This window comes from Danxiaibacter flavus, from assembly GCF_041060425.1.
Lineage (GTDB): Bacteria > Bacteroidota > Bacteroidia > Chitinophagales > Chitinophagaceae > Danxiaibacter > Danxiaibacter flavus.
On sequence record NZ_JAULBC010000005.1, the window covers coordinates 42,642 to 61,341 of the forward strand.

Consider the following 18,700-nt stretch of genomic DNA (forward strand, 5'->3'; position numbering starts at 1 on the left):
TGTTTGCTCCGCAAAGGCCGTGTTCCACGGCCGTGATTTTAAAACCATATAAGGCATATAAGGGAATTGAAGGCTTACAATGAAACAGACCAAAGACGGTGCAGCAGCTTAGAACAAGAACTTTTATTCTCTTATATTTCTTATATGGTTTAAAAAAATACTACAGATTTTCTTGTTAACTCAATTCTATTAATTTGACTGAATTGTTAATGGCTGCTATTAACGCTTATATTATCTTATATGCCTTATATGGTTTAAAAAAACCTCCATTGTTAAAAATTAGAAGAAGTATTGTGGCGGGTTCTCGGCGCAGTAAATTGATTATATGGCATCATAGGATAACTACTTCTTTCAATGCCAATACTTCCGGAAATGGAAAAAGTCTTGTCATCATTTACATACATTAATCCAAGTTCGGCCCTTGTGTAAACACCCAGGCTTCCCGGTTTCATGTAGCTATTTGTTTGAAAACCTTTCGGCATATTGCCGGTAATAAATGCCTGGTTGAAGTTAACGTAACCGGGCGCTACTGACACGCCTGCAAATGCATATAAATTATTATTGAGCTTGCGGTTTAATTGCAGACCAATGGGTGCAGAGATATAGGTGGCCGTATTGCCACCGGCGAAAACAACACCGGTGGAAATTCCAACATATTTGCTGACAAACCATTTTTTATTGGAAAGGTCATTATTCTTCAATCTGTCATGCGCAGAAAGGCTCTCGCTCCGCCGGTAGTCGGCATAGCTTGATGGAAATAAGTCCTGCGCGTTTAAAGACGACGCAGCACACATTAATAATCCTAAAAATAACAACCCGCGCATTCTGTATCAGCTTATGTGGTAAAAGTACGGCTTGTTAACTTAACCTGCAACGCAACCGAACCAATTTTAAGCAATATTATGCAGAATTGATGACGAACATATCAACTTAAAAATCAGATTCTCCCGGTTTATGCAATCGTTAACGGGAACGGTTCCGTAAATATTTTCAACAGGGTTCAACCAAAAACCGCCCATTGTTTTTTAAATTTATTAACAATTACTGTTTGCCAGTTTTCGAACCTCCCGCGAAGACACCATAAGATTGCTAAGTTTAAATTTTTGCGTATGACAAGACGCTGCCTGTTTCCTATCATATAATCATTGTGATAAGACGAACTATTTGCGGAATATTAAAACATATTAATATCCGGTTATAAGCAGTTTTTGTTATGCAACCGATTGAATAAGCACTCTCCACTGGTCTGCCTTCTGCAATTTGAATAGCAAGCAATTAGTAAATAACAATCTACAAATCAGCCCCATGAAGTATAAGCTGTGGTTCCAAACAGTCCTTTTCAACAAGATGTTGTTGGGATGTCTTATTCTGTCTTTCAGTTTTACCCTGACTTTAGCCCAAACTTCAACAGTTACGGGTAAGGTATTGTCCAAAGATGCAGACACTGCCTTAGCTGATGTAAGCATAAAGGTAAAGGGTACCAATGTAGGCACCACAACCAAAGCTGATGGCTCGTTCTCCATACAGGCACCGGCGAATGGAACATTGGAAGTTGGCTATGTAGGTTTCTTTTCCCAGGAAGTGGCCATTAGTGGCAGTAAGAATCTAACAATACGCCTTGTAGCAGATGTACAGTCACTGCAGCAGGTAGTTGTAATTGGTTATGGTACACAAAAGAAACGTGACCTTACTGGCGCTGTTAGTTCCGTCAATGCAGCCACAATTGCCAAGATGCCTGTGACGACTGTAGATCAGGCGTTACAGGGGCGGGCAGCAGGCGTTCAGGTAGTTAATAACGATGGTGCTCCCGGAGGCAATATGAGTGTACTGATCAGAGGTATAGGAAGCCTTGCAACAGGTGGTAACACACCGTTGTATGTTGTAGACGGATATCCGACAACGGGCAACATGAACAATCTTAATCCAAATGATATTGCTTCCATAGATGTGTTGAAAGATGCTTCAGCTACCGCAGTGTATGGTATTCGCGCTGCAAACGGTGTTATCATCATTACTACAAAAAAAGGTGCACAAGGTAAGCTACAGGTATCACTTGACATCTTTGAATCCATCCAGAGCAAACCCAAAATGTATCATATTCTCAACGCGCAGCAATTCGCCACTTTAGCCAATGAAGTTGCAGCAGCTGATCCCCAACAAAACTTCCAGGTGTTTGCGCCGTGGAAAAACCCGGAATCACTGCATAGCGTAGATTGGCAAAATGCAATGTACCGCACAGGGCTTACACAAAACTATACGCTGGCGATCCGTGGTGGTAATGATAAGATCCAGTCATCAGCTTCAGTCGGCTATTATGATCAAAAAGGCATAGTGCAGGGATCATTCTTTAAAAGATATACTTTGGGCGTTAACCTGGACTATACGCCGGTAAAATGGCTCAGGTCTTCTACCAGCGCTAAATACACCTATCAAAATTCTAACAACCCCTTCCCCACCGGAAATCTTGTACAGTTGACAGAATTGCCGCCCACACTTGACAGTGGCAACAAGTTCACTTACCAGATAAAAGATGATAAAGGCAATTATGGCTTTTATAATCCTATCTACACGTATGTTGCGAAATATGGCAATCCACTTTACAGTATAGAAACCAATCAATATTCAAACGTAAACAACTTTCTTCTAGCCACTTCTTCATTGGAAGCGGCTGTTTGGAACGGCATTAAAATAAAAACCAATGCGGGCGTAAATACCAATAACTATTCCGGTTCATATTTTCAACCGGAAGATAACCGGTTGATCAATCAATATGGAGGGCAGGCGGGATCATCTGCAAATGCATTATACTCGCAACACCTCAATCAAACTTTTGAGTGGTTATGGGAAAACACTATTTCTTACGATAAAACATTTGGTCAACATGCCATACACTTTGTTGGAGGTATATCTGCACAGGAAAATACTTATACGGCAATGGGAGGCAGTGGAATTCCACCAAACAGTGTGATAAGAGATCTTGCACAAGTAACTAATCTTAGACTTGATCAAAATGGTAATGGCCAGGTTAAAAGTTCTCTGGCATCGGAGTTTGCCAGACTGAGCTATGGGTTTGGAGATAAATACCTGATCACAGGTACTATCAGAAGAGATGGTTCTTCCAAGTTTGACACCGGTCACCAATATGGCGTATTCCCTTCTGGCGCAGTTGCGTGGAGGGCTAAAGAAGAATCTTTTCTTAAAGATGCCAGCTGGCTTACAGACCTTAAGTTCCGTGGCAGTTATGGCGTTGTGGGCAACCAGGGAGCCATACAGCCGTTCCAGTACCAGGCATTATACTCCACCGGGTATGGCCCGAACTTCGCTCCAGGCGGTGGACAGAGTAATCTTGGCTATCCCTTCGACAAAATATATCAAAGAGGTTACGCGCAAACACAACCAGCCAATCCCGACCTGAAATGGGAGACAGATTACATGACTGATATTGGTCTTGACGCCGCTTTCTTAAAAGGTGAATTGACCATTACCGGCGACTGGTTCCACCGAAAATCAAAGGACTTTTTGCTTACACTTGCTGCTCCCGCACAAACAGGATACAATTACCTGACACGTAATGTAGGTAGCATGGAAAATAAAGGCGTTGAACTGGCTGTTAACTATAACCATGGCGTAAACAAAGATTTTCACTATGGCATCGGCGCCACTTTCACATCAATTAAAAACACACTTACCAGTATTGCATCAGGCACCAACTTTATCACCAATTTTGGAGGCGTAATTCCAGCTGGTAACGGATGGAGCACTTTCACAGAAACATTTGTAGGGGGACCTGTGGGCGAGTTCTATGGATATAAATCACTTGGCGTATTCCAAACACAGGCACAGGTAGATGCACTGAATGCGGCCTCTGCAGCAAAAGATCCCAACTATCCTTTCTATCAAAAAACCGTCACTATGGCCGGTGATCGTTACTTTGCTGATGTAAATGGTGATGGCCATGTTGATGCTACTGATCAGACAAGTCTTGGCAGTCCACAACCTAAATTCTATGGCAGCCTTAACCTGGATGTTACTTATAAGGGATGGGATTTCAACGCTTACTTCTACGGTGTAAATGGCAACAAAATACTCAACTATCAAAAGAGTGCATTGGAAAGTTTCCAGAACAGAAGTTTTGTGGGCGTGCAGAATGTGAGCTATGAATACTATGTAAATCACTGGACACCAAACAATCCCTCCAACGTATATTCCCGGGCCAGCTACAATGATGATGCTACGGGCAGTAACGTTCCTTCAAGTGCCTGGATTGAAAACGGCAGTTACATAAAACTGAAAAGCCTTACAGTTGGCTATACTTTACCAGACGATTTGCTAAGAAAGATGACACTTACTAAAGTGCGCGTTTACATATCATCACAAAATCTGTTCACCATAACCAAGTACAGCGGTCTTGATCCTGAGATCGGTATTCAGGGTAATAACGCCACACAAAACGGCGTGGATAATGGAACTTATCCGTCATCACGGTTTTTCACTTTTGGCTTAAACGTAACATTCTAATAAACCAACGAAAACTATTGAGACTATGAAACTGAACAAGAAATATTTAATTGCACTGGCTCTCTTTGTTGCGTTTATTCCCGTGGCAATCATTCCTATTGCATGTAAAAAGAGCTTCCTGGTGCAAACAAATACGTTCCAGTCAACGGAAGAAGCCACCTTTCAAAAAGCTTCAGATGTTGTATCGCTTGTCAACAGCATTTACGACACCTACCAGAATAGTAACCTGCTTAAAAAATCCATATGGTATTACGCCAACTTCCAGACACATGACTGGTTCAACTATGGAAACGATATTATCTGGAACTATTACGCGATACCTGCGGATTTCTATGCACTGCCTGACTTCTGGAACAATGCATACATCGGTATAGCAAGAGCCAATTCTTCCTTTGGTGTGATTCAAAAAGCACTGGACAAAGGAATTCTTACCGCAGATCTGGCGCAACGGTTAACAGGCGAAGCCTATTTTCTGCGCGGCATGACCTATTACTACCTGGCAGGATCATTTGGAGGTGTGCCACTTGAATTAAGCGACAAAACAAACGGCCTTACGCCGCGTTCTGCCCAGGACTCTGTATTTATGCAAGTTGTTGCCGACATGGATAAGGCCGCAGAACTGCTACCATGGAAAGAAAACCTTCCTCCCGCTGAACTTGGCAGGGCAACAAAAGGTGCAGCATTAGGTTATGCGGGTTCTGCAAGAATGTGGTTGAAAGATTATGCCGGCGCCATCCAGAATTTCAATGCGCTGGAAGGGAAATATCACCTGCTTACCAACTTCATCGACGTACATGAATACAGCAATCAGAATAACGACGAATCGCTGTTTGAAATACAATTTGAAGTACCGGACGGAGGCTCTCAAAGCTGGGATGGAAGCTGGCAACCGCCGGGAGGTGAAATTGCATGGATAGATGCATTTAGCTGGCCATGGGAAATAAGCGGTGAAGGCTACGACTATGGCAACCCGGGCCTCTGGCTTTCTTACCAGGCAGGCGACAAACGTAAACTGGGAACGATTTGCGGCCCTGGTGACTCAAGTATAAGCCCCGGCATTATTGCAAAAGGTGGAATTAGGAGTTACGCACCCGTTAAGTCCGGATTTGTAGCCGGAAACAAAACATATATTGGAGACGACGGAAAGATCATCAACACCTGCGGTTCGCTTGCGCGTCCATGGTACGGTGATGATGGCAAACGCACCGGCTACTATTGCGCCAAGCACTGGAGAGACCCGACACTCAGTGGTAGTAACTCATTTGATACTACCGCAGGTTCTCCGCAAAAGATCTTTGGTGCACAAAACCAGATCATGTTACGCTATGCAGAGATCCTCTTAAGCAGGGCTGAATGCAAGATCCGCACCGGAGATGTTCCCGGTGGCTTGGCCGATATAAAACTGGTAAGAGACAGAGCCTGGGGTGGCACTGCTCCCGCTGTTATGCAGGATGGCGCCAACTACGACGGAAGTCCTTCAACACCAATTACCGATCCTCTGCAAATGGTTTTAAGTGAATACAGGCACGAACTTACCGGCGAATATTCATTGTTTTATGATCTGCGCAGAGCCGGTAATGATGTGGCTGCAGCTTTTATCAAGAAAGCTTATGGCACTGTTGACAATCAAAATAATCCAATACCTAACCCGGCGCCGGGCCCAACACATGATGGCAAACCACATGGTTTGTTCAATGCTTCACTTCCGCCAACACGTGCGGTATTACCCATTCCGCAGGTAGCGATAGGATTGAATCCTAATCTTACACAAAATCCGGGATATTAAGCAACAACTAATTAACTTTAAAAAGGGGTTTCCAAAGAACCCCTTTTTTGCTGACCACATTAACATTCGCTGCTTACTTAAGATGATTGCTATGAGGCTATTAAAAATCTTTGCGCTCTGCTTTTTTCTGTTTTGCTTTTTAGCCTGCAACAACAAAAAAACTTTATTTGAAGAGGTTCCGTCGTCACACTCCGGCATAACGTTCAATAACAGGATCACAGAAAGTGATTCCCTGAATCCGATTGACGTGGTGAATATTTATAACGGAGGCGGAGTTGGTGTCGGCGATTTTAACAACGATGGCCTGCAGGATATTTTTCTTACAGGAAACATGGTTTCGAGCAAACTCTATCTTAATAAAGGCAGTTTTAAATTCACGGATGTGACTGATGATGCTGGTGTTGATGGAATGGGAAGATGGGCAAGAGGTGTTGCAGTTATTGACATAAACAATGATGGATTATTGGACGTTTATATCTGCAACACTATTTACAAAGACTCTTTAAAAAGACGAAATATTCTCTACGTTAATCAGGGCATAGACAAAAACGGCATTCCGCATTTTAAAGACCAGGCTGAAGCTTACGGACTGGACATTAATGTTCAGTCTACCATGGCAAGCTTTTTTGATTATGATAATGATGGAGACCTCGACATGTACCTCACCGTTAACGAAGCTTCCAATGGTTATGATGCATCGGTTTTTACCAAACGCAATAGCGGCACTCAAACCCCAAGCATGGGAAGACTGTATCGCAACGACATGGATGAGACATTGAAACATCCCGTATTTCACAATGTTTCCCAACAGGCCGGGATTGTATATGCAGGTTTCGGGCATGCTGCAACTATTTGCGACCTGAACAATGATGGCTGGAAGGATATTTATATTTCGGATGATTTTATCTCCAACAACCTGCTTTACATCAACAACCACAACGGCACTTTTACCGACCGTTCAAAGGAATATTTCAAACACACTTCTTTCAATGCAATGGGGCAGGATGTGATCGATATCAACAACGATGGACTGCCCGACGTGATAGAACTGGACATGAGCCCTGAAGACAATTACCGGAAGAAAACAATGACAGGTGCAAGTAACTACCTTGTGCAGCAAAATTTTGATCAGTACGGCTACCAGTATCAATATGTCCGCAACACATTGCAACTAAACCAGGGCATGGTATATGATGAGAACGACTCGATAGCGAGACCTGTATTTAGCGATATCGGCTTTATGAGTGGCATTTCTCAAACAGACTGGAGCTGGACGCCTTTGGTGACAGATTTTGACAATGATGGTTACAGGGATATTATTATCACAAACGGTTTTCCTAAAGATGTTTCCGACCGCGATTTTATAGTGTATCGCAAACAAAGCACAAAGTTGATCAGCAAACAGGATCTGATAAAACAGATCCCGGAAGTAAAGCTGCATAATTATGCTTACAGGAATAACGGCAACCTTACCTTCAACGATGTAACCAATAATTGGGGACTATCCGTTCCTACCTTTTCCAATGGCGCCGTTTATGCAGACCTGGATAATGACGGCGACATGGATGTAGTGATCAACAACGTTAACGACGAAACGCTTGTTTACAAAAACACAGTTCGGGATAAAAATGATTCAACGTCATCGTTCCTCAGCATAAAATTTGTTGGAAGCGCTGCCAACAGGAACGGCATAGGCGCTTCTGCAACCGTATTTTATGATCACGGCAAACAGCAGGTGTATGAGAACAATCCGTATCGTGGCTATTTGTCGACCATGCAGACTGCAGCTCATTTTGGTTTAGGTAATGTAACATCGATTGATTCAGTAATTATTCAGTGGAATGATCAGTTGCAACAAAAAATTGTTGGCGTAAAACCTAACCAGGTGCTTACAGTCAATATTAAAGATGCCCGACGGCTACCCAATCTATCAGCGAACGCGAAACCGGCTGCCTCTTTATTTAAGGACATTACCAAAAGTGCGGGTATAACTTATAAACATCAGGATCGCGACCTGATAGATTTTAATCAGCAAAGTGTATTGCCACATAAATTTTCAGAATATAACCCGGCGCTTGCAGTTGCCGATATGAATGGCGATGGACTTGATGACATTGTTTCAGGAGGTAATCTCAGCAGTCCTGCCCAGCTTTTCCTTCAACAAAAAAACGGTTCTTTCATTCAAAAGAATTTTCTCCCTGATATGGACAGAAACTACCGGGATGAAGGCATTCTTTTATTTGATGCAAATGGTGACGGCAAAACTGATGTATATATTGTAAGCGGTGGCTTCAGGGAAGCGGAAGGCGATTCCACTTACCTTGACCGGCTTTATGTAAATGATGGAAAAGGTCACTTCACTCAGGACTTGTCCGCATTACCAGCAAACACAACAAGCAAACTTTGTGTAAAAGCTTTTGATTATAACGGGGACGGGCTTGTTGATCTGTTTGTTTCAGGACGTGTAAAACCGGGACGATATCCCCAACCTGTTAGCAGTTTTATTTACAGGAATGACAGCCGCAATGGCAAAACAACATTTACCGATGTAACAGCCGACATTGCTCCTGCTTTAAAAAACATTGGCCTGGTGTGTGACGCCTTGTTTACTGATTTTAATAATGACGGCCAGCCTGATCTTATACTTGCAGGCGAATGGATGCCTGTTACATTTTTTCAGTTTAAGAACGGCAAATTTGAAGATGTTACGAAGCTTACGGGTATTGCGGACAAAACAGGTTGGTTTAACTCAATAGTGGCAGGAGATTTCAGGCACACAGGAAGAACTGATTATATTATCGGCAATGCCGGATTAAATACGTTCTACAAAGCCAGTGACGAATTCCCCGTTTATATAACTGCCAGTGATTTTGAAAAGAATGGAGGTTATCTGTCTATTCCATCATTGTATCTGCCGGATTCTTCAGGCGTTAAAAAAGAATTTCCGGCTAACGGAAGAGACGATATTATTGAACGCATGCCATCCATTAGAAAACGCTTTCCTGATTACAGATCTTTTGCGCGTGCAACCGTTACGGAAATATTTACGCCTGAAAAAATGAAAACTGCATTGCGATTGAAAGCCAATATGCTTCAATCATGTTTTGTAAGAAATGACGGCAATGGCAGGTTTACATTGATACCACTTCCTGTGCAGGCACAGATGTCTGTGCTGGACGGCATGGTGGCAGATGATTTTGATGGCGATGGCAATCTTGATGTATTGATGAATGGAAATGATTTTGGGACCGATGTAACCGTTGGAAGATATGATGCTTTAAATGGCCTGTTATTAAAAGGTGATGGCAAGGGGAATTTCCAGGCGTTATCAATTGCGCAAAGCGGCATTTTTATTCCCGGTGATGGAAAGTCGCTGGTGAAATTATTGGGAAGCAATGGCAATTATCTTGTAGCTGCGAGCCAGCATAAAGATTATTTAAAACTGTTCCGCTTAAATACAAAACCCAAAACAATAAGAATAAACAACGATGACATGTTTGCGATGATCACATACAAAAACGGCAGCACGCAAAAACAGGAATTCTATTATGGTGATTCATTTCTATCGCAATCCTCACGGTTTATAACAATAAATGAAAATGTTAGTAGCGTAACGGTTACAAACAATAAAGGAGCTAAACGAAATATTCCCCTTTAAGCAACCGTGCAAAAGCTTAAAGCCCAAAGCCTAAAGCTCAAAGCTGACCGAAGCGATGTTTTTTGAACCATATAAGGCACATAAGGGCGTATAAGAAGTTACACCGGAGGCCAATAATGGCTAAAGCAGTATAACATTTACTCAGCCGGTTTGTGCCCTTCACCATTGACCATTCAGTATTCACTAGTTGCATATAAGGCTTTCACACATAAACTTACATTTCTTATATGCCTTCTATACAACTAGTGAATAGTCAATAGTCAATGGTGAAAGTCCGGTCTGGCTAAGTAAATTTATTCTCGTTTAAGTACAATTATTATCGTAGACAAAATCCTTATTTGCTCTTATATGCCTTATATGGTTTAAAAAACTTCGCTTCGGTCTGCTTTAAGCTTTATAAGTTGTTTACTATGAAACGTTGGGGCGGCCAACTCCTTACTTATATGGTTTAGAAAAAAATTTAGCTTGCTAAACACCTTGCTTTGCTTGAATCGCCAATGATTAACTGTGCGGGCAGGCACTCATTTTCACAATCAATATCAGTTCTTTTTGTTTCTATTGCTTTTATTAAAAGCATGGCTGCACGTCTTCCCATTTCGAAAGCAGGCTGACGCAAAACAGTGAGAGAAGGCTGCATAAGATCGGTTATATCAAGATTGCTGAATCCTACAAGAGCAAAATCTTCCGGTATCTTCAGGCCTAGATTTTTGCAGCAACGCAGGAACGATGTTGTTAGTTTATCTGTAGATAAAAAAATGGCGTCTGGTCTATGTTGTTTGCTGAGTAAGCTTTTCAAAACTGATTCTACTTCTTCATAATATCGTCCGCCATGGGGACAATAGTTGATCATATTCTCATCATAAGGTACTCCATATTCCCTGAGCGCTTTAAGGTATCCTTCAAATCTTTTCGTAGTTATATATAAGTTAGGGGCGTTGGCGATGAAAGCTATCTTTCGATAATTATTTTTAAGCAGGTGCGCAGTTCCTTCATAAGCTGCCTGCACATTTTCAACAGTAACTGCATGGCTTTGCACACATTCTACAATCCTGTCAAAGAAAACAATCGGAAGCCCTTTTTTATGTAGATCACAAAAGTGGGAAAAATCATTTGTTTCTTCTGATACGGATGCCAGACAACCATCAACAGAACGCAACGCGAGAAAACTAATGTTATTAATCTCGCCTTCTTCCGTTTCCAGGCTTTGGGTAATCATCACCGTATAGCCTTTTTCATTTGCAACAGATTCAATTCCGTTGATGACCTGCGAAAAAAAACTATCCGCAATTTCAGGAACAACAACCCCGATCGATTTACTCTTTCTTGCCTTCAGACTTACCGCGATAGGATTGGGGGTATAATTAATAGTTTTTGCGTACCCAAGTACCAACTGTTTGGTCATGTCGCTTATCTCATAACTGTCTCGCAAAGCCCTGCTAACAGTGGATTTGGACAAACCCAGGGCATGGGCAATATCTTTTATGGTAGTTGCCTCAATTCGCATATAGCTCTAAGCAGTTAATATTGGTTAGTAATAAAGGCACAGCCGCAAAATCAATTATTTATCTTCTTCATTAATTCACGCATAGGCTCTTTTAAAATTACCCCGTTTATTGCGGAATACGATCAAAAGCCCTGGAACATTTAAATCTATTCAGCAAAATTTAATGTCAGAAGTGCTTACCTATTCAGGTGTTTACGATAAATATTATTTCCTCCCGGTAACATTCCCGTCTGTGCATTGTTATAATTAGAACCGTGCCTGCTCCGCATTTAAACTTACTGCTGCTGATTTTTTAAACAAATACTCATAACGTTTTAAATCACATTGCAATGAAAAAAATGTACTTTTTCTTGTTAATGGCAATGAGCCTTTTGCCAAATATTTCCATTTTAGCGCAAAACTGGCTTACATCAGGAAACACTGGCCTTACAAGCTCCAATTACCTGGGAGCTAAAGATGCGCATGATGTCATTTTCAAAACCAATGCATCGGAAAGGGGGCGAATCTTCAGTGCAGGAGGATGGCGATTTGGCACATCAACCAATTATGCAAAAATTGATACGGCAGGTGCACTCACTTTCACAGGAACGGGCACATATCGTGTCGGCGGAAATAAATATGTCTTTAGATATACCACCCAACCAAATATTGGATTGTATTATAACAGTACTAAATCGCAATACGAATTCCGGAACAGCAGCGCAATACCGCGGTTTACAGTAAGTTCTACAAGCGGCAATGGCGCATTCACCGGCACACTTAAAATCGGAGCATATACACTGCCCGCTACAGACGGCACCAACGGGCAGGTACTGAAAACCAATGGTGCAGGTACAGTTAGCTGGTCCACCGTTACCTCTTCCTCACCGGGCTATTGGGCAGCAAACGGCACAACAATTCACAACACAAACACCGGCAACGTTGGGCTTGGAACTTCTTCTCCCGGCGCACCACTTCATATTCTGAATGCCAATGCCTCAGAGTTACTGAGATTGCAATCAGCTTCGCCTTACATTTCGTTTTATGATAACAGCAATGTTTACCAGGGATTTTTATGGAAGAACGCCACCAACGATATGGTGCTTGGCACTTCCTGCAATAATGCAGCCGGGAAAGTTATAATACAACTCAATTGCGCAGACCATTACACTTTTGATCAGAATGGGATGCAGATAAACAGCGGAGCTTCACCCGGTATTAACTTCAGCCAGAACAATGTTACAGCCGGAAGTATTTTTACAAACGTCAATGATCTTAATATAGATGCTAAAGTTGTTAATCCCCTGATTTCCCCTGCAACAGCAACGCCGGGCAATCTTCTTTTACAGGTTAACAGAACCGGAGCCTTGAACTTAAAACTATTTACGGGCAATGTGGGCATAGGTACAGCAACGCCAACAACCAAGCTGCAGGTTGGCACAGGTGACGCAAGCTGGGGAATAACACATTCTAGCAGCACAGTAAAAGTTGGTACATATATCGGTTCATCAGGCGGCTGGCTTGCCACCAGCACTAACAGCAATCTGTATTTTGCAACCAACCTGCTTAACGGGAACAATTATGCACAGCTGACATTGTTAACCAACGGCAATTTTGGCGTAGGCACAATAAATCCGCAATTCAAACTTGATGTGTGCGGAACCATCAGAGCCAAAGAAGTGTTGGTTGAAACCGGCTGGTGCGACTATGTGTTTGACAAAGACTATATACTGAAACCGCTTGATGAAGTAAAAGATTTTATTGAAGAAAACAAACATTTGCCAGACGTACCTTCTGCAACAGATGTGGCTGCTAACGGTGTACGGGTTGCCGAAATGGATTCTATTATGATAAAAAAAATAGAGGAGCTTACACTTTACGTTATCCAGCAAAACAAGCAGATAAAAGATCAAAACAAGCAGATACAGGAACTGGAACAAAAGATTGTCTCCATGCAAAAACAATCCGGCGCAAGCACTTTGTATATTAAAGAAAACCAGTAAGGTTTACAGTTTCCATCCAAACATTCATCATTAAAAATTCTACGGATGAAACATCTACATTATAACAACGTGCATGGCGTCAAAAATAAAACCAGGAACATATTCTTTTCTCTATGGCTTGTATTGTGTGCATTTGTATCACATGCACAACAACCACTCCCATGCGGTGGTTACAAAATAGATATGCCCAAATTAAAAGCGGCCATTGAATTTGAGAAAAAGAATCTTCACGCATTAACGGTGGGTAACCAGCTGGTGCGCGTATACTTTCACATTGTAACCTGTGACAATGGCAGTAATGCCGCAGCTACGGAAGCGCAGATAAAAACAGAATTTGCTACCCTTGTGAGCGACTATGCGGGCGATGGGATCTGCTTCATTAATGCAGGGCTTGATTATGTTAACAGCACAAAGCTGGATACCTTATTCAATGCTACAAGCGATAATGCTAATCTGTTCGATCCATACCGTGTCCCCAACTGCATCAATGTTTTTTACATGAAGAAAATATTGGGAAGCAATGGAGCCTGCAGCAATAACTGCGGCATTGGAGGCACAAGTCTGAAAATACCAAATACGTTTTGCCTGATCTCGTCAGGAAATATTGGTGCAGGCCATACCGTTTCTCATGAGGTTGGCCATTGCTTTGGCTTGCTACATACATTTGAACCGGCAAACGGATTTGAAGATATTGATGGCTCCAATTCATCTTCAAGTGCAGACCTGATAACAGACACTCCGGCTGATCCTTATGCGTACAACAATCAAAGTTGTTTTTCTACATCATCCAACGGTTGTACATATACAGGAAACTGCAAAGATCCCAAGGGCCAAACCGGTTTTAGTCCACCCTATACAAACATGATGGCTTATTGGTGGGCAAACAGTTGCTATGCAAATTTATTCTTCACCAACAACCAGTTTACAAGGGTCAACAGTTTCTTAAGCAGCAATAGTGATTTGATCAATTGTGCATCTCCTGCAGTTGCGGTTGTTGGTCCTTATATCTTCCCGGTATCTGGTGGTTATATTATAAACTCCGGCATCACCCAGCTCTCAACAATTGGCAATGTACCCATTACCGGTTCAACAATTGCGATTTTAGGTGGTGGCACAGTTTATCTTGAACCAGGATTTCACGCATACCCTACTACCGGTTTTGTGCGTGTACAAGGCGCTTATTGCTACAGCGCAACAAATTTGTCATTACGAAAAGCAATGGAAGATACATCGGCGACATTACTACCGCCAGTAGGCAAACTTCCTCTTGAAGAAAAAGATTTGTTGAAAGCTTATCCTAATCCGGTTGCATCTATACTGAATGTGTCTCTTAAACTACAAAACGATGAACCAACCGTTCGTCTCCAATTATACAGCAATAACGGCGCAAGGATCAAAGAGATAACCTTGCACAACATACAAAAAGGTGAACTAACAACACGGCTTACAGTAAGCGATTTACCAGCCGGGTTATACCACCTGATTGTATTGTACGGCAGCAAAAAACTCACAACCAAAATCATCGTAAGCAGATAAGGTGGATATATGGCGCCATGATGTACATGTTATGTCATGGCCCTTTTTTTTCAATTGACAATTGAAAAGGGATAATTGACAATGGTGGTTAATTAAGCAGGCATCATCAACTCTGGGAGAAGTATGCCCTCTGTGGATCTCTGTGTCTGCTCGGTGCTCTCTGTGTAACTTTTATTTTATTACTAAGAGAAGTAACGCCTCGTGAATTGATGTGATTATAATATTTTCTGAGTGTTTGATGTTGACTAAATTGTCAATTATCCCTTTTCAATTGTCAATTAATATATTTGTATCCTTGCATGAAAAACGAAGCGCATACAGATAACTTAGACAAAAACAACATTGATCCCGCGTTTGATTATGTAATAACGCCATTTGCTGTTTCGCAACTAAACAGCTCTTTTATCCTGCGTCATTGTTCGGAACTCGTGCCAACAGAAGCAAGAGGTTTCTTCGACATGCAGCCGGAAACAATTTCTGTAAATAAAGTTGTCTTCAATAATTCAACTGTCACGCCTTCTTCATCAACCGTTACAGTTGTTCAAACGGATGATCGCCTTATTCTTTCCTGCGCATGCAGCCAGGAAAAAAGAAAGCTCTGCAGCCACCAGGCAAGGGCTTTGTACAACATCATGGAGCGGGAAGAAATAAAAGCGTTTTTTGATGATGAACTCCGGGACCTGTTAATCCGGCACGCTGCAAAAGAATACGGATTAGAACAGGAAAAAGAGCTTGATAACTTTTTCACGATTGAATACGGCAATAAGCGGGTTAACGTACAACCTATCCGGAAAGAACTACTACCATTTACCAATGAAACAAAGAAAATATTTCAGCAGAGCTTGTTATCACGACAACATGGCGAACCTGTAAATATTCCCGATGGTTCCCTGCAGAAATTTGTGGTGCTAAAGCAGCACAAATATTATGGCCACCTGTATATAGAACTTTTCGAAGCAACTTTCAGTCAACAGGGAAAAGTAAAAAATCCTTTACAACTCGTTAACCCTTCAGATGAAACATGGCGTGCAAATAACAATGCCGCTATTAAATTTTTCGCAGCCATTACTAATTTTCAGCAGAACCACAGTGTACAAAAAAACGCACCGTCAATTGAAGCATTGAAAGCTGTCGTTACAAATCCTTTAGAATTAAATTTTTACTATCATAAGGCAGAAGTTTCAGAGAATGTAATTGCCAGCTCCATTAAGCCGGTTAAACTACAGCTTTTAAAACGCAACATACAACTGCATGTACAGTCAAAAAACCATTTTTATGAGGTAAGCTGTTACGTGCAATTGCGTAACAAATGGTTTGATCTGGCTGATGTTGAGCTTAAATATGATTACTTTATACTATCGGAAGATACGTTGTATCTTATAGATGATTATGAAATATTAAAGGTAATCGACTTCTTCAAACAACATCACTACAAGCTTCTTCTTTATGCATCCAAATACAAAGAGTTTCAACAGGATATATTGACGCAGCTTGAAAATAAGATCAAGATCTCTTATGAATACCTACATGCGGCTACCGCACAACAGATTGAAGATAATGGCTTCAATCAACCGCTGGAAAGAATATTGTATTTAACCAGCTCTCAAAATTATATTCGTTTCTCACCGGTGATAAAATATGGTGATGTTGAAATTCCAATTCTATCGAGAAGGCAGATCTATGCACTCGATAACAAAGGAAAAGCATTCACAATTGAAAGAAATGAGGAAGCCGAACTTGCTTTTACTGCATTATTGTTGAAGCAGCACGCTGATTTTTTCGAGCAGCTTGACTACGATTATCTCTATCTGCATAAGGACCGGTTTCTTGAAAACGATTGGTTTCTACATGCTTTCGAGCAATGGCGGGATGAAAACATCACTATTCTTGGATTTAACCAGCTACCCAATAACAGGTTGAATCAAAATAAAGCAAAGATCACCATTGAAGTAACCAGCGGCATTAACTGGTTCAACACATCCGTTTATGCTCGCTTTGGCAAGCAGAAAGCATCTATAAAAGAGCTTCATAAATCCAACAGAAACAAAAGCAGGTATGTACAACTGGATGACGGAACACTCGGCATTATTCCTGATGATTGGCTAACGAAATTTGCGCATTACTTCGAGGCGGGGGATATAGCTGGCGATATAATTCAAACGCCGAAGATCAATTTTTCCGGTATCACGGAAATGTATGAGTTGCAAATGCTATCACATGAAGTAAAAGAGGAAATTGATCTGTACAAGGCGAAGTTTGACAACTTTGATGAAATTGAAGATGTGGAATTGCCAGAAGAATTTACGGGAACACTCAGACATTATCAGCAACAGGGATTGAACTGGCTCAACTTTTTGGATGACTTTAATTTTGGCGGCTGTCTTGCAGATGATATGGGTCTTGGTAAATCAGCACAGATCATTGCATTCATTCTTACACAAAGAAAAAAGACCAATCGGAATACCAACCTGCTGATTGTACCTACTTCTCTCCTTTTCAACTGGCAACAGGAAATAGCCAAGTTTGCACCAACGCTGAAACTGTTTACACATTACGGCTCCAGGCGTGCCAGGAATTTAAAAGAGTTTGATCAATATGAAGTCATCTTAACAACATATGGAAGCATTTTAGCCGACGCACGTTCTTTAAAAGATTATACCTTCAATTATATTTTTCTTGATGAGTCACAACTAATCAAAAATCCGGGCTCACAACGTTACCAATCCGTTTGTCTGTTAAAGTCAAGAAACAAGATCATCATTACCGGCACACCGCTGGAAAACAACACATTTGATCTGTACGGACAATTGTCTTTCGCATGTCCCGGTTTGTTTGGCAGCAAGCAACATTTCAGGGATTTATATGCCATACCTATTGACAGGTTTAAGGATGATAAACGCGCTGCAGAGTTACAACAAAAAATAAATCCTTTTATTTTAAGACGTACCAAAAAACAGGTAGCAAAAGAACTTCCCGATAAAACGGAAATGGTGATCTACTGCGAAATGGACGGGGAGCAAAGGAAAATATATGACGTGCATGAAAAGGAGTTTCGCGAGTTTCTTTCCGCGCGTAGTGATGAAGACATTCCGAAAACTGCCTTACATGTATTAAAAGGATTGACAACACTCAGGCAAATATGCAATTCGCCTGCCCTGGTAAAAGATGCTGCATACATGCATACTTCAGCCAAAATGGAAGCGCTGATGGAGCAAATAGAAAATAAATCGCCACAGCATAAAATATTGGTATTCTCGCAGTTCGTTTCAATGCTGAATCTTATCAAAAAAGAATTGGAAAGAAGAAATATTTCATTTGCTTATCTTACAGGAAGCACCAGGAACAGAGAAGAAGTAGTTGACTCATTTCAAAACGACAGCAATGTTCGCGTTTTTTTGATAAGTCTGAAAGCCGGAGGTGTCGGCCTTAACCTGACGGAGGCAGATTACGTTTACTTAGTTGACCCATGGTGGAATCCGGCAGTAGAAAACCAGGCAATCGACCGTTGTTACCGTATCGGACAAAATAAAAAAGTAATTGCCGTCAGACTGATCTGTATGGACACTGTTGAGGAAAAAATAATGAAGATGCAACAAGCCAAAACATTGTTGGCAGATGATCTTGTAAGAACTGACAACAACATGCTTAAATCTTTCACGAAAGATGATCTGTTGCGTTTGCTGAAATGATCAAGCCCAAAGCTGATTGCTGATTGC

The 18,700-nt window shown here is 41.5% G+C and carries 8 protein-coding genes; 6 read left to right on the forward strand and 2 right to left on the reverse strand.

Annotation, left to right across the window (positions count from 1 at the left end):
* Positions 1-272: 272 nt before the first annotated feature.
* Positions 273-824 carry a hypothetical protein gene (locus QTN47_RS15245; protein ID WP_369330255.1) on the reverse strand — a complete coding sequence of 184 codons (552 nt, stop codon included), beginning with the start codon at positions 822-824 and terminating at the stop codon, positions 273-275.
* A gap of 481 nt (positions 825-1,305) precedes the next feature.
* On the opposite strand from QTN47_RS15245, the gene QTN47_RS15250 reads away from it, so the two are divergent.
* The 3 genes from QTN47_RS15250 (at position 1,306) to QTN47_RS15260 (ending at position 9,962) form a co-directional block, all read left to right on the forward strand.
* Entirely contained in the window at positions 1,306-4,518 is a 3,213-nt protein-coding gene (locus QTN47_RS15250; protein ID WP_369330256.1) for a SusC/RagA family TonB-linked outer membrane protein, read from the forward strand.
* 25 nt (positions 4,519-4,543) lie between these two features.
* The gene (locus QTN47_RS15255) at positions 4,544-6,304 is read left to right on the forward strand and encodes a RagB/SusD family nutrient uptake outer membrane protein (protein WP_369330257.1); all 1,761 of its coding nucleotides are present in this window, start codon (positions 4,544-4,546) and stop codon (positions 6,302-6,304) included.
* Between the two features lie 91 nt (positions 6,305-6,395).
* A complete protein-coding gene (locus QTN47_RS15260; protein WP_369330258.1) occupies positions 6,396-9,962 on the forward strand; it encodes a VCBS repeat-containing protein in 3,567 nt (1,188 codons plus the stop codon).
* 460 nt (positions 9,963-10,422) lie between these two features.
* Here QTN47_RS15260 and QTN47_RS15265 read toward each other — a convergent pair whose 3' ends face one another.
* A complete protein-coding gene (locus QTN47_RS15265; RefSeq protein WP_369330259.1) occupies positions 10,423-11,466 on the reverse strand; it encodes a LacI family DNA-binding transcriptional regulator in 1,044 nt (347 codons plus the stop codon).
* A 329-nt stretch (positions 11,467-11,795) separates the two neighbouring features.
* On the opposite strand from QTN47_RS15265, the gene QTN47_RS15270 reads away from it, so the two are divergent.
* The 3 genes from QTN47_RS15270 (at position 11,796) to QTN47_RS15280 (ending at position 18,673) form a co-directional block, all read left to right on the forward strand.
* On the forward strand, positions 11,796-13,448 hold the full coding sequence (locus QTN47_RS15270) for an autotransporter outer membrane beta-barrel domain-containing protein (protein ID WP_369330260.1): 1,653 nt from the start codon (positions 11,796-11,798) through the stop codon (positions 13,446-13,448).
* A 45-nt stretch (positions 13,449-13,493) separates the two neighbouring features.
* A complete protein-coding gene (locus QTN47_RS15275) occupies positions 13,494-14,984 on the forward strand; it encodes a T9SS type A sorting domain-containing protein (protein ID WP_369330261.1) in 1,491 nt (496 codons plus the stop codon).
* Between the two features lie 299 nt (positions 14,985-15,283).
* The gene (locus QTN47_RS15280) at positions 15,284-18,673 is read left to right on the forward strand and encodes a DEAD/DEAH box helicase (RefSeq protein WP_369330262.1); all 3,390 of its coding nucleotides are present in this window, start codon (positions 15,284-15,286) and stop codon (positions 18,671-18,673) included.
* The last annotated feature ends 27 nt before the right edge of the window (positions 18,674-18,700 follow it).